The organism is Oceanibaculum pacificum (genome assembly GCF_001618175.1).
Lineage (GTDB): Bacteria > Pseudomonadota > Alphaproteobacteria > Oceanibaculales > Oceanibaculaceae > Oceanibaculum > Oceanibaculum pacificum.
Map to the genome: position 1 here is coordinate 1 of NZ_LPXN01000096.1, position 13,058 is coordinate 13,058.

General features: G+C 65.4%; 14 protein-coding genes and 1 tRNA gene. 5 read left to right on the forward strand and 10 right to left on the reverse strand.

Annotation, left to right across the window (positions count from 1 at the left end; translation table 11 throughout):
* Positions 1-98 precede the first annotated feature (98 nt).
* Both AUP43_RS07485 and AUP43_RS07490 read right to left on the reverse strand, forming a co-directional pair.
* Positions 99-869 carry a class II aldolase/adducin family protein gene (locus AUP43_RS07485; protein WP_067554581.1) on the reverse strand — a complete coding sequence of 257 codons (771 nt, stop codon included), beginning with the start codon at positions 867-869 and terminating at the stop codon, positions 99-101.
* Positions 870-888: 19 nt separating this feature from the next.
* Positions 889-2,130 carry an MFS transporter gene (locus AUP43_RS07490; protein WP_067554584.1) on the reverse strand — a complete coding sequence of 414 codons (1,242 nt, stop codon included), beginning with the start codon at positions 2,128-2,130 and terminating at the stop codon, positions 889-891.
* A 209-nt stretch (positions 2,131-2,339) separates the two neighbouring features.
* Between AUP43_RS07490 and AUP43_RS07495 the strand changes: the two genes are divergently transcribed.
* Positions 2,340-3,542 (forward strand): pyridoxal phosphate-dependent aminotransferase, encoded by a 1,203-nt coding sequence (locus AUP43_RS07495; protein ID WP_067554588.1) that lies wholly within the window; start codon positions 2,340-2,342, stop codon positions 3,540-3,542.
* A gap of 42 nt (positions 3,543-3,584) precedes the next feature.
* On the opposite strand, the gene AUP43_RS07500 is transcribed toward AUP43_RS07495, so the two are convergent.
* Positions 3,585-4,772 (reverse strand): AI-2E family transporter, encoded by a 1,188-nt coding sequence (locus AUP43_RS07500; protein ID WP_067554591.1) that lies wholly within the window; start codon positions 4,770-4,772, stop codon positions 3,585-3,587.
* A gap of 188 nt (positions 4,773-4,960) precedes the next feature.
* Here AUP43_RS07500 and AUP43_RS07505 point away from each other — a divergent pair, with 188 nt between their 5' ends.
* The gene (locus AUP43_RS07505) at positions 4,961-5,272 is read left to right on the forward strand and encodes a DUF883 family protein (RefSeq protein WP_067554594.1); all 312 of its coding nucleotides are present in this window, start codon (positions 4,961-4,963) and stop codon (positions 5,270-5,272) included.
* An 11-nt stretch (positions 5,273-5,283) separates the two neighbouring features.
* The gene (locus tag AUP43_RS07510; RefSeq protein WP_157089269.1) at positions 5,284-5,766 is read left to right on the forward strand and encodes a hypothetical protein; all 483 of its coding nucleotides are present in this window, start codon (positions 5,284-5,286) and stop codon (positions 5,764-5,766) included.
* A 13-nt stretch (positions 5,767-5,779) separates the two neighbouring features.
* Here AUP43_RS07510 and AUP43_RS07515 read toward each other — a convergent pair whose 3' ends face one another.
* From AUP43_RS07515 to AUP43_RS07530, 4 genes are all read right to left on the reverse strand, one after another.
* Entirely contained in the window at positions 5,780-6,634 is an 855-nt protein-coding gene (locus AUP43_RS07515) for an alpha/beta hydrolase (RefSeq protein WP_067554600.1), read from the reverse strand.
* Positions 6,634-7,482, reverse strand: coding sequence for a fumarylacetoacetate hydrolase family protein (locus tag AUP43_RS07520; protein ID WP_067554603.1), 849 nt, complete (start codon positions 7,480-7,482; stop codon positions 6,634-6,636). The genes AUP43_RS07515 and AUP43_RS07520 overlap by 1 nt, the downstream gene beginning before the upstream one ends.
* Positions 7,483-7,516: 34 nt before the next feature.
* Positions 7,517-8,260 carry an SDR family oxidoreductase gene (locus tag AUP43_RS07525; protein WP_067554606.1) on the reverse strand — a complete coding sequence of 248 codons (744 nt, stop codon included), beginning with the start codon at positions 8,258-8,260 and terminating at the stop codon, positions 7,517-7,519.
* A 94-nt stretch (positions 8,261-8,354) separates the two neighbouring features.
* Entirely contained in the window at positions 8,355-8,873 is a 519-nt protein-coding gene (locus AUP43_RS07530; RefSeq protein ID WP_232314913.1) for a hypothetical protein, read from the reverse strand.
* Positions 8,874-9,122: 249 nt separating this feature from the next.
* On the opposite strand from AUP43_RS07530, the gene AUP43_RS19560 reads away from it, so the two are divergent.
* A complete protein-coding gene (locus tag AUP43_RS19560; protein WP_067554711.1) occupies positions 9,123-10,199 on the forward strand; it encodes a methyl-accepting chemotaxis protein in 1,077 nt (358 codons plus the stop codon).
* Positions 10,200-10,212: 13 nt separating this feature from the next.
* On the opposite strand, the gene AUP43_RS07540 is transcribed toward AUP43_RS19560, so the two are convergent.
* Positions 10,213-10,287 (reverse strand) — tRNA-Val (locus AUP43_RS07540).
* Positions 10,288-10,344: 57 nt separating this feature from the next.
* Entirely contained in the window at positions 10,345-11,037 is a 693-nt protein-coding gene (gene gph / locus AUP43_RS07545) for a phosphoglycolate phosphatase (RefSeq protein ID WP_067554609.1), read from the reverse strand.
* 79 nt (positions 11,038-11,116) lie between these two features.
* Between gph and glmU the strand changes: the two genes are divergently transcribed.
* Positions 11,117-12,478, forward strand: coding sequence for a bifunctional UDP-N-acetylglucosamine diphosphorylase/glucosamine-1-phosphate N-acetyltransferase GlmU (gene glmU / locus AUP43_RS07550; protein ID WP_067554612.1), 1,362 nt, complete (start codon positions 11,117-11,119; stop codon positions 12,476-12,478).
* 6 nt (positions 12,479-12,484) lie between these two features.
* Here the strand turns inward: glmU and AUP43_RS07555 are convergent, their stop codons facing one another.
* Positions 12,485-13,030, reverse strand: a complete 546-nt coding sequence (locus AUP43_RS07555) for a hypothetical protein (RefSeq protein ID WP_067554714.1) — start codon at positions 13,028-13,030, stop codon at positions 12,485-12,487.
* Positions 13,031-13,058 lie beyond the last annotated feature (28 nt).

The window sequence follows — 13,058 nt, forward strand, 5'->3', positions numbered from 1 at the left end:
TGGCTCCTCAGCATGAGGTCATATGTGGCAGCGGTTAGTATTATAATAGCTTGTGCTGCGTTTCCCCCCTGCGCCCACTATGCCGAGGATATGGCCACCTACTCCCTGTAGCTGGGGTCCAGCTTGTCGAGGCGGCGGAGGTGGCCGGGCCAGTCGCGCGATCCCAGGATGCCGAATGCCTCGTACTGGCGGGCGGTGTGCTCGCAGACCTGGCCGGGCGGGAGGGTGAGCTTCTGGCCGCCGGAGAGCGCGTCGATCTGCGACTGGCAGCATTTCTCCAGATAATGGATCAGGCTGAAGGCTTCCGGGATGGTGCGCCCGGCGCTGAGCAGGCCGTGATTGCGCAGGATCATCGCGCGGTGCGTGCCGAGGTCGCGGACCAGCCGCTTCTTCTCGTCCTCGTCCTGCGCCAGCCCCTCGTAATCGTGATAGCCAAGGCGGTTGTAGAAGCGCATCGAATGCTGGCTGATCGGCAGCAAGCCGCATTCCATCGCCGAGACCGCCATGCCGGCGCGGGTATGGGTGTGCAGCACGCAATCGACATCCTCGCGCGCGGCATGGATCGCGGAATGGATGACGTAGCCGGCGCGGTTCACCGGATAGGGCGAGGGCAGCAGGATGTTGCCGTCATGATCGACCTTCACCAGGCTGGAGGCGGTGATCTCATCGAAGAACATGCCGTGCGGGTTGATCAGGAACTGGCCTTCCACCCCCGGCACGCGGGCCGAGATATGGGTCGCGGTCAGGTCGGTCATGCCATACAGCGCGGTCAGCCGGTAGCAGGCGGCGAGGTCGATCCGGGTCTGCCATTCCTCGGGGCTGACCAGCTCGCGGACCGGGCGGTTCGACGGCATCGTCACGGCGTTCATCTCTTCATCCTCCCTTGATCTAATCTCCGGTTCCAGCTTCCAACGCCTGCGCCATGCGGGGCAAGCGTTTCCGGCACCAGGCCCAGGCCAGCACCGACAGGATACAGGCGCCGACCAGCGGCCAATGCAGGCCGAACATGTCCGACGCCGCGCCCAGCGCCAGCGCGCCGAAGGCCGGGCCGCCGCGGAAGATCATCCAGTACAGCCCCATCACCCGGCCGCGCATCTCGCTGGTGACGGCGTTCTGCATCAGTGTCTGCATGCCGACGCCGTTCATCAGCAGCGTGGCGCCGGTGATGCCGATGGTCAGCATGCCGAACCAGAGAATCTCGGTGGCGGCGAAGGCGGTGAGGCTGAGGCAGCTGCCCAGAATGCCCCACAGCGATATCCGGGTCAGGCCCTGCACGCTGCCGCGCAGCCCCAGCCACAGCCCGGCCACGATGGAGCCCGCGCCGGTGGCGGCGGTCAGCAGCCCCAGCCCTTCCGGGCCGGCATGGAACATCTGATCGGCATAGGCGGGCATCAGCTCGAACACCCCGCGCAGGCAGGTGGAGGTGATGATCACCAGCACCAGCAGCGGCCCGATGCCGGGGTGCTGCACGGCATAGCGATAGCCTTCGCCGACATCGGACAGGACTGAGCGCTTTTCGCCCAATCGGGGCGTGAAGGGCGGTATCTTCAAAAGCACCAGCGAGACGAAGAAGGCGATATAAGTCAGCGCGTTGGCGGCGAAGGCCCATTGCGCGCCGCCGGCCGCGATCAGCGCGCCGGCGATGGCTGGGCCGATGAAGCGGGCCAGGTTGAAATTGATCGCGTTCAGGGCGATGGCGGCCGACATGTCCTCGCGTGGCACCAGCTGCGGTATCAGCGCCAGCCGCGCCGGCTGGTAGAAGGCGGTCACCGTGCCCTGGAAGGCGGTCAGCAGGATCAGCAGCCAGATATTGATCGTGCCGGTCAGCACCAGCGCGGCCAGGGCGAGGGCTTGCACAACCTGCAGAATCTGCGCCACGCGGGCCACGCCCATCGGGCCGATGCGGTCCACCCAGACGCCAGCGAAGATGGTGACCAGCACGGTCGGCGCCAGGTCGGCGAAGGCGACGATGCCGAGCCAGGCGCTGGAGCCGGTCAGCTCCCACGCCACCCAGCCGATGCCGATGCGCTGCATCCAGGTGCCGATCAGCGACAGCGCGTTGCCGGCGAAATAGACGCGGTAATTGGCATGCGAGAAGGCGCGCCCGAACGGGCCCAGGCGGGAGAGCATTGGCATGGCTCAAGTATAGGCGGCGACGCGGCAAAAAGTCCCGCCATGCTTGCTGGGCGGCCATGTGTTTAGGCGGGGGCAGTCTTGCGGGGTAAATCTCCCGGATCGCCGCGAAAAGCCGTTGAACGGGCTACCGCCTGGGCGTAGGGTTCGCGCCTGCCAGCAACACTGACAAATCGCCCCTTAAACAGCCGTCAACGAGGAATATTATGGCTCTGATCGCCCAGCGCCTGAACCGGATCAAGCCGTCTCCCACCATCGCCGTCTCGATGAAGGCGCGCGAGCTGCAGGCGCAGGGCCGCAAGGTCATTGCCCTGTCCGCCGGCGAGCCGGATTTCGATACCATCGATTTCGTCAAGGAAGCCGCCATCGAGGCGATCCGCAAGGGCCAGACGAAATACACCAATGTCGATGGCACCAACGAGCTGAAACAGGCGATCTGCGACAAGTTCAAGCGCGAGAACGGGCTGGACTACAAGCTGTCGCAAGTGACCGTCGGCACCGGCGGCAAGCAGGTGCTGTACAACGCGCTGATGGCGACGCTCGATCCGGGCGACGAGGTCATCATCCCGGCTCCCTACTGGGTCAGCTATCCCGACATGGTGCTGCTGGCAGAGGGCACGCCGGTCATCGTGCAGTGCCCGCAGGAGAATGGCTTCAAGCTGCAGCCGGCCGATCTGGAGAAGGCGATTACGCCGAAGACCAAATGGATCATCCTGAACAGCCCGTCCAACCCGACCGGCGCCGGCTATACCTGGGACGACATGAAGGCGGTCACCGACGTGCTGCTGAAGCACCCGCACGTCCACATCATGACCGACGATATGTACGAGCATCTCGTCTATGACGATTTCAAATTCTGCACCCCGGTCGAGGTCGAGCCGAAGCTGTATGACCGCACGCTGACCTGCAACGGCGTGTCCAAGGCCTATTCGATGACCGGCTGGCGCATCGGCTACGCCGCCGGGCCGGAGGCGCTGATCAAGGCGATCGGCGTGATCCAGTCGCAATCGACCTCGAATCCGTCCTCGATCAGCCAGGCGGCGGCGACCGCCGCGCTGAACGGCGACACCGGCTACATCAAGGAGCGCAACGAGGTCTTCAAGCAGCGCCGCGATCTTGTCGTCTCGATGCTGAATCAGGCCAACGGCCTGTCCTGCCCGAAGCCGGACGGCGCGTTCTATGTCTATCCGTCCTGCGCCGGGTCGATCGGCAAGAAGACGCCGGAAGGCAAGGTGATCGAGACCGATACCGACTTCGCCACCGCGCTGCTGGAGGCCGAGGGCGTGGCCGTGGTGCAGGGCGAGGCGTTCGGCCTGTCCCCGCATTTCCGCATCTCCTACGCCACCTCCACCGAACAGCTGGAGTTGGCCTGCACGAAGATCCAGCGCTTCTGCAATTCGTTGCGCTGAGGACGGTCGGGCGAGGGGCCTTATCCGGCCCCTCGCTTGCTTCTATTCCATCGCGGCGCGCAGGGCGGGCGGGGATTCTTCGAGATTGTTCACGATGATCTTGCCGATGGCGAGAATCGGCACGGCGAGCAGTGCGCCCGGCACGCCCCAGAGCCAGCCCCACAGCAGCACGGTGCCGAACACCAGGATCGGGTTCAACGTCAGCTGGCGGCCTAAAATCATCGGCGTTATCACCTGCCCCTCGATCGAGGTCAGCACGTAGAAGCCCAGCGGCGGCAGCAGGATCTGGGTCCAGGAATCGAAGGTCAGCAGCGCCACCAGGGCGATGATCCCGGCGGTGATGGCCGGCCCGACATAGGGCAGGAAATTCAGGAAGCCCGCCATTGCGCCCCAAAGCAGGGGGCTTGGCATGCCCAGCGCCCACATCAGCCCGGCGGTCAGAATGCCGAGGGCCGTGTTGATCAAGGTCACGGTGCGCAGATAGACGGAAATCTTCCACTGGATTTCCAGGAACACCCGGCGGGTGCGCCGTCGTCGCTCGTTCACCTGCATCGATTCCACGATACGGCCGATCGTCCGCGGGCCTTCCGCCAGCAGGAAGAACAACAGCACCACCGTGATGACGCCGGTGAAGATGACCGACTGGACATGCTCGGCCATGGTTTCGGCCAGGCTTTTGTCCATGACGACGACACGGGCGGGCTGGCTGCCATCCTTCTCCTCGATGTTCGTCATCTCGGCGATTTTCTCGGAGGCTTCGCGCGCCTTTTGCAGCGGCAGTTTCAGATCGGCCAGCTTGCGTTCGACGTTCAGCACCAGGTTGGGGCCGAAATCCAGATATTCCAGCGCCGGTCCGGCCAGTTGGTAGCCGCCGACGCCCGTGGCCCCGGTCAGCAGCGCCACCACCAGAAACGAGCCCAGGGTTTGCGGGATGCCGATCTGGCAGATCAGCTTCACCAATGGCAACAACAGGATCGCCAGCAGCAGGGCCAGAAAGACCGGCAGCAGGATCGGCTTGGCGAAATAGACCGTATACATGAGGGCGAGGCCAAGCATGATGAGCCCCACCATCTTGGTGACGTCCTGCGCCTCGAAGAGATCCTTGAAAGTTGCGGGCCGCGGCGGATTCGGCACCGCCGGTTTCGGCTGCACGGCCTCGTCGGGCGCGGCGTCCGGCGATTCTGAGCCCGCTGGATTTGCGTTTTCTGGCGATGCCGATGTATCGGCCATGAAAAGCCTCTTTCCCCCAATGCGCGAAAGGCATTCTGCCGCTCGTCCATAACCAACGGCTAGGACGGTCATTCGTTCCCTTGCGTTTTTTCGCGCCTCAGCGGGAACTTTTCTCCATTATGGGTGGTTCTATAGGCAACCGGCAAAACAGCCGGCTTTGTTGTATATGAAAGTTTAAGGAGACGGTTATGGCGAATTCGCAACCCGCAGAAATCGATGCGATCAAGGCTGATCTGGCCGCCCTGCGCAAGGACATCGCCTCCTTGACCAAGACGGTCGGCGAAACCGCCTCGGCCAGCGTCGATGAGAAGACTGCGCAGCTTCGCGAAAAGGTCGCCACCATGCGCGAAGAGATCGAGCGTATGGCCGGCACTGCCAAGGTGCGCGGTCAGGAGGGTGTGGCCGCCGTGGAACGCCACATCGAGGACAAGCCGCTGCAGAGCATGCTGATTGCCTTCGGCGCAGGGTTGCTGCTGGGCAAGCTGTTCGATCGCCATTGATCGGCGGCAGCGTGAATTACCTGCTCAACATCGTCGGTCCTCTCGCCAAGGCGGAAATCCGTTCGGCGAAGGATTCGGCCGCACGTCTTGGCGTGCGCGTCGCGGGTTATGTCGTCGCCGGGGGCGTGGCCAGCATTGGCCTCGTCTTCCTGGCGATTGCCGGCTATCTCGGCCTGGCCCGGCGCATACCGGCACCCGATGCCGCCCTGATCGTCGCTGCCGTCGCCCTGCTGCTGGCGGCGGCCATCGGCGTCGGTGTCTGGGCGATCACCCAGCGCAAGGCAGTGCGGATACAAAATCAGCGCAGCGCCGCCGCGGCCGCAACGGCGGCGGAGCTGCAGTTGCTTCAGGCGGAGCTGGAATTGGCGCTGCATAAGAACGCCAAGGCTGGCACGCTGGGCATGCTGGCGGCTGGCGTGGCGCTGGGCGCAAGCCCTGCCTTGCGCCGTGACGCCACCGGCCTGCTGCGCGATCTGTTGCGTCAGATGCGCTAACGCCGCGAGTTCCTCAAAGTCCCATCTGGGCCAGCATCGCCCGCGTCAGCGGGTGATGCGCCTCGCCCATGCGGTCGCAGATCGAGAAGTGATTCTCGCTGCCGATTTCCCAGTAATCCGTCACCAAGCCGCGCTGCCGGCACAGCCGCGCGAATTCCAGGGACTGGCGGATCCAATCGCCGGTCTCGCCGCCGCCGACCGCCACCAGCACCGGGCAGATTGGCAGAGGCGGATGCGCCACCAGACTCGTCGCCGCCGCATGGTCGGGCGTCAGGCCAATCTCCGCATTCACCGCCAGCAACGTTACCGGCTCCAGGTCATAGACGCCGGAGACGGCAATAACGCCCTTCAGAACATCGCCCGGCAATCCTTGAGCCGCCCAATCCTGCGCCAGCATCATCGCCGCCAGATGCCCGCCCGCCGAGTGGCCGGACAGGTATAGCCGGTCCGGATCGCCGCCCAGCGCGCCGCCATTGGCGTAAATCCAATGCACCGCCTGCCGGGTCTGCTCGACGATCTCGCCAATGGCCAGCGCCGGCGCAAGGTCGTAATTCAGCATTACGACCGTGGCCCCGGCGGCGACCAGCGGTTCGGCGATGAAGCTGTAGACGCTCTTGTCCAGGCCGCGCCAATAGCCGCCATGAATGAACACATGGATCGGCGCGCGCGGATCGGCGGCGGGGAACACGTCCAGCGTCTGCAGCGGCCCGTCGCCGTAGCGCACGTCAAGGCTGCAGCGCAGCGCCTTGCGGGTTGCCGCGCTGCGGGCGATCTGGCTATCGAGGAAGCGCTGAAAGTCCGGGACCGCGCGGCGCGGGTTATACTCCCGCTCCAGCGCGTCCCCGGACAGGCCGTTATATCCGCTCATCAGCCTTGATACGCCTTTACGTCCTGACGCTGCTCGCCCAGGCCCTCGATACCCAGGCGCATGACGTTGCCCGGTTTCAAAAAGACCGGCGGCTTCATGCCCGCGCCGACGCCCGGCGGGGTGCCGGTGGGAATCACGTCGCCAGGCATCAGCGTCATGAACTGGCTGATATAGCTGACCAGATGCTTCACGCCATACACCATCGTCTTGGTCGAGCCATCCTGGTAGCGCTGGCCGTCGACATCGAGCCACATCTTCAGATTCTGCGGATCGGCGATTTCGTCCTTGGTCACCAGCCAGGGGCCGATGGGGGCAAAGGTGTCGGCGCTCTTGCCCTTCACCCACTGGCCCTGGCGCTCGATCTGGAATTCACGCTCGGACACGTCGTTCACCAGCACATAGCCGGCGACGTAATCGAGTGAGTTGGCCTCGTCGACATATTGCGCCTTCTTGCCGATGACGATGCCCAGCTCGACTTCCCAGTCGGTCTTCTTCGAGTTTTTCGGGATGATCACAGGATCGTTCGGGCCGTTGATGGCGGTGGTCGCCTTCATAAAGATGATCGGCTCGGACGGCACCGCCATGCCGGTTTCGGCGGCATGGTCGGAATAATTCAGGCCGACGCAGATCACCTTGCCGATATTGGCGATCGGACAGCCCAGGCGCGGGCTGCCAGCGACTTCCGGCAGGCTCTTCGCATCGATGCCGGCCAGCTTCTTCAGCCCGTCCGGGGTGAGGGCGTCGCCGGTGATGTCCGGCAGGTGGCCGGACAGGTCGCGCAGCTTGCCGTCCGCATCCAGAATACCCGGCTTTTCCTTACCCGCCTCGCCATAGCGCAGCAACCGCATGATAATCCTCCCAGTTTAAGGCTTCGTGTTCAGCTTAGAGCGTCAGCCCGCCATCGATCATATGGGCTACGCCGGTGGTGTAGGCCGATTCGTCGGAGGCGAGATAGAGCGCCAGCGCGGCGATCTCCTCGGCCGTGCCCAGCCGGCCCATGGGCTGGCGGGCGATGAAGGCCTGCCGGGCGGCGACGGGATCGGCGAAGGCGTCGATGCGGCCCTGCAACGACGGCGTCTCCACCGTGCCGGGGCAGATCGCATTGCAGCGTATGCCCTTGGCGATGAAGTCGATGGCGATGGATTTCGTCATGCCGATCACCGCCGCCTTGCTGGCGGAATAGACGAAGCGGTTCGGCACGCCCGCCGCCGAGGAGGCGACGGAGGACATCAGGATGATCGACCCGCCGCCCCCGGCGATCATCGCCGGCAGGAAGGCGCGGGTGACGCGGTACATCGCCTTGGTGTTCAGCTCGAAGGAAAAATCGTAATCCTTCTCCTCACATTCCAGGATCGTGCCATTGGCGACGAAGCCGGCGCAACTGAACAGCACATCGACCGCGCCGGTCTCTTGCGCCGCCGCGGCGACGGCGGCGCTGTCGGTCACATCCAGCAGGCGGGTGGCGATGCCCGGCGCCTCGGCGGCCAGGCTGTCGAGCGCCGCGGCGTTGATATCGGTGGCGACGACTCGCGCGCCCTCCCGGGCGAAGGCGAGGGCCGAGGCGCGGCCGATACCCTGGCCGGCGGCGGTGACGAAGGCTTTTTTGCCGGCGAGCCTTTGGCCCATCCTGATTATCCTCCCGTTTTTCTTATCTCTTCGTGTAGCGGGTTCCGGCGGCGGCTGGCAAGAGGCGGCAGGGCAAGCGCGTCATGCGGCGGCGTTATGCGGTTTCCCGCTTGGAGAAGTCGAGCAGGCTGGGCGCGCGCTCGATGACTTCGGTGAGGATATTTTCCGCGACCCGCAGGTTGCGCTGGGTCTCCTCGTCCAGCAGATGCTCGTAGCGCGGTTCCGACAGCTTGTTGCGCGCCTCATGCAGGCTGCGCAACTCCTGCAGGAACACCTCGCGCGAACCGAGCGGCAGGGCGGGGCTCTTGCTGAGCGCCAGGAAGAATTTCGTGCTCGCGCGGATCACCGATTTGGAAATCAGGATGTTCAGCGCGTCGAACTGCTCGTCCAGCCGTTCGTCGCGGCCGGTTTCCAGATTGCGCAGCCGGTTCTCGATCAGAATGCCGAACGTCTCGAATTCCGAGACCCGGTCGCGAAATTGCCGATACAGGTTGAAGCTGTGCTTGGTGGCGGTCTGTTCCGCCTTCGCCGCCACCATGACGATATCCCGCGCCTGCCGTTCCAGCGCGACCAGCATCTCCTGCGCTTCCCGTTTGGTGTAGCTTCTCGACATGCATTTCCCTCGGCTGCCCGGCGGCTGTCCCCATGCCCTTGTCTACGGAACTCGTTAATCTTTTTATCGGAGTGTCGCCGCCGCCGCCATGCGTATTCTCGTATGAACCCATGATAATGAAAATCAATGAAAAATTAACCTTTGCCGATAATGCTGCATGCATAATAAACGCGGTTCTGATTAAGGGCGGCGACAAAAGCGCAAGGGGAGCTTTACGAGTTATGCCGGCTTGGGGGAGCGGTGACGATGATGTTGTCTGTGCATAAGCGAAGCGGTGACGAGGGGGAGGCCGGCGCAGCCAGCGTGCGGCCGGAACGCATCGTCGAGCTGACGGGCGATGTCGCCGGGGTAACGCGGGAAAAGGTGGCGGCGATCCGCGCGATCACCGGGCGCACCAAGATGCTGGCGCTGAACGCGCTGATCGAGGCGGCGCGGGCAGGCGATGCGGGGCGTGGCTTCGCGGTGGTCGCCGGCGAGGTGCGCGACGTTTCCACCGAAATCGAGACCATCTCGAACGCGCTGGAAAGCGAGCTGGCGCAGCGGGTCGACGCCTTGCAGCGGCTCGGCAGCGCCATGGTCGAGCAGATCAGCGGTCATCGGCTGGTCGATCTGGCGCTGAACGCGGTGGAGCTGATCGATCGCAACCTCTATGAGCGGACATGCGACGTGCGCTGGTGGGCGACCGACAGCGCCATCGTCGAATGCGCCGCCGACCCCACGCCGGAGCGCTGTGCCCATGCCGCACAACGCCTGGGCGTCATCCTGTCGGCCTATACCGTCTATCTCGATCTCTGGGTCGCCGATGCCGAGGGGCGGGTGATCGCCAATGGCCGGCCGCAGCATTATCCCATGGCCGGCCGGGACGTATCGCGCGAGCGCTGGTTCCAGGACGGGCTGGCGACCCGCACCGGCGACGATTATGCCGTGGCCGATATCGCCATCGCGGCCGATCTGGGCAAGCGGCCGGTTGCTACCTACGCCACGGCGATCCGCGAAGGGGGGTTGGCCAACGGCAAGGTGCTGGGCGTGCTGGGCGTGCATTTCGACTGGGGGCCGCAGGCCGAGAGCATCGTGCAGGGCGTGCGGCTGACCCCGGATGAGCGGGAGAAAACCCGCGTGCTGCTGCTCGACCGACAGTTTCGCGTGCTTGCCGCGTCCGACGGCAAGGGCGTGCTGACCGAAACCCTGCCGTTGCAGGCCGGCGTCCGGCGCGATGGCTTCTATCGTGACGAGAAGGGCAATACGGTCGGTTTCGCCGCCACCCCCGGCTACGAGACCTATCGCGGCCTTGGCTGGTATGGCTGCATCGTGCAGCAGCCCATGTAGCGCCTTGGGGGAATGGTGGGCGGTACTGGGATTGAACCAGTGACCCCACGCGTGTGAAGCGTGTGCTCTCCCGCTGAGCTAACCGCCCGTCTTCCGCAGCGTTCGCCGCGAAGGGCCTTCGTATAGGGCGGCAGGGGCGGCCCTGTCAAGCGATGCTCTCGCCCCAGATGCAATTGATCGCGCCGGGCAGCTCGGCGAATCGTTCCAGCAGGGCGGCGGCGCCCAATTCGGCGACCGGCACGCGCGGATAGCCGTACAGCATGGCGATGAAGGGCACGCCGCAGCCTCGCGCGACGGCGGCGTCATTATCGTTGTCGCCGATCATGATCGCCCGGTCGTTGGCGATGCCCAGCCGGTCGATCACGGCCTGCAGATGCGCCGGCGCCGGCTTGCGCACCGGCAGCGCGTCACCGCCCACCACTGCATCGAACAAATCGCCCAGGCCAAGTTGCGGCAGCAGCTTTTCCGTGGCGCTCTGCGGCTTGTTGGTGCACAGGCCGAGGCGCAGCCCGGTCTGCCGCAGCCCGGCCAGCACGGTCGCCACATCGGGATAGAGCTGCGCCGGCGTCGCCGGGATCGATTCATAGATCGCGATGAATCGCTGCGTCAGCGCCGGCAGCGTATCAAGGGCGTCCGGGCCGCCCGTCGCGGCGAAGGCGCGTTCCACCAGCTTCAGTGCCCCGTCGCCGACGAATCCCTTTACCTGGGCCAGCCGGACGGCCGGTCTGTGCCGTTCCGCCAGCAGCACGTTCAGGGCCTGGGCCAGGTCGATCACGCTGTCGATCAGCGTGCCGTCCAGGTCGAAGATCAGGGCGCGGGAAGCGTCGGAGGGGAGCATATCGCTACGATGGTCGTTGATCCAGATAGGGCCGGAACGATAGAACCGTCAGACAATCCGCACCAGGATCATATCCGCCATGACCGATTACACGCCGAAGCATCCCGTCGCCGCCATCGTCCTCGCCGCCGGCAAGGGCACGCGGATGAAGTCCGACCTGCCGAAGGTGCTGCATCCGCTGGCTGGCCGGCCAATGATCCGCCACCTGCTCGACACAGTGACGCGCCTGACGCCGGAGCGGATTGTGGTCGTGGTCGGGCCGGAGGGGGAGGCGGTGGCCCAGGCGGTCGCGCCCCTGCCGACAGCGGTGCAGAATCCGCCGCAGGGCACTGGCCACGCGGCGCAGGCGGCGCTGCCGGCGCTGCGCGGCTTCGAGAACGGCACGGTGCTGGTTCTGGCGGGGGCGGACCCCTTCGTGTCCGAGGCGACGCTGCGCACGCTGCTGGAGCGCCGCGAGGAGGGGGCGTCCGTGGTGGTGGTCGGTTTCCGCCCGGCCGATCCGGCGCGCTATGGCCGGCTGGTGGTGGGGGCGGGGCATCTCTACAAGATCGTCGAATATGCCGAGGCATCGCCGGAACAGCGCGCCATCGATCTGTGCAATGGCGGTTACATGGCGATCGACGCCGCCCATCTCCGCGACATGCTGGCCGAATTGTCGAACGACAACGCCAAGGGCGAGTATTACCTGACCGACCTGGTGGAGATCGCCAACCGGCGCGGCCTGCGCGCCACCGTGGTCGAGGTCGAACCGTCGGAGGTGATGGGCATCGACACCCGCGCCGGGCTGGCCGTCGGCGAGGCGATGGTGCAGCAGTCTCTGCGCGCCGCCGCCATGGAGAACGGGGCGACGCTGACCGATCCCGCCACGGTTTACCTGTCCTGGGACACCAGGCTGGGCCGCGATGTGACGGTCGGTCCGTTCTGCGTCTTCGGCCCCGGCGTTACGGTTGGCGACGGGGTCGATATCCGCGCCTTCAGCCATCTCGAAGGGGCGACGGTGGAGTCGGGCGCGGTCGTCGGCCCCTATGCCCGGCTGCGCCCGGGCGCGCATGTCGGGCGCGACGCCCATGTCGGTAATTTCGTCGAATTGAAGAACACCACGCTGGGCGCGGGCGCCAAGGCCAATCACCTGACCTATCTGGGCGACGCCACAGTGGGGGCGGGGGCCAATATCGGCGCCGGCACCATCACCTGCAATTATGACGGCTTCTTCAAGGAGCATACGTCCATCGGGACGGGGGCTTTCATTGGCTCCAACACTGCCCTGGTCGCCCCGGTGAGCATCGGCGACGGGGCGATCGTGGCGGCCGGCAGCGTGATCACCGCCGACGTTCCCGCCGACGCGCTGGCCCTGGGGCGGGGCCATCAGGTGGAAAAACCCGGCCGCGCCAAGGCGTTCCGCGACCGCCGCGCGGCGGAGAAGGCGGCGAAGCGGGGATAGGGTGACTTACGCCTGCGCCAATATTTCCTGGCACCAGGCGATGCGGGAGTCGATCTGGGCGATTTCCTGGTCCAGCCAGGCAGGCAGCAAGCCGTCGACGATGGTGGCATCCTCATTGGCGCGCAGATCGATCAGGCGGGAGCGTTCGGCGCGGAACAGATCCTCCAGCATCTCGATCTGGCCCAGCCGGGCCTCGCGGTCGAGCAGGTGCAGGAAGCGCAGCTTCAGCGCCAGCACCAGCTTGTTCAGATCGTTCACCACCGGGCGCATGCTGGCTGTCAGCAGATCGGTCAGCGCCTTCTGGCCATCGGTCGTCAGGCGCAGGCTGGGATTATCCTCCATGCTCTCGCCATCGAGCGGGGCAACCAGCCCCTCGAAGCGCAGCAGCTCCAGCGACGGGGCGAGCAAATCCAGCGACGGCCCGGCCACGCGGGTGGCGAAGCGGCGCACCATGGCCGCCAGATCGGCGTAACGCTTTGGCCCCTCGGCCAGGAAGCCCAGCATGGCGAGGCGCAGCGCCTCGGTCGGGATCAGCGAATTGTCGCGATACATCGGCATGTCCTTCTCGCTTGATCCTAGA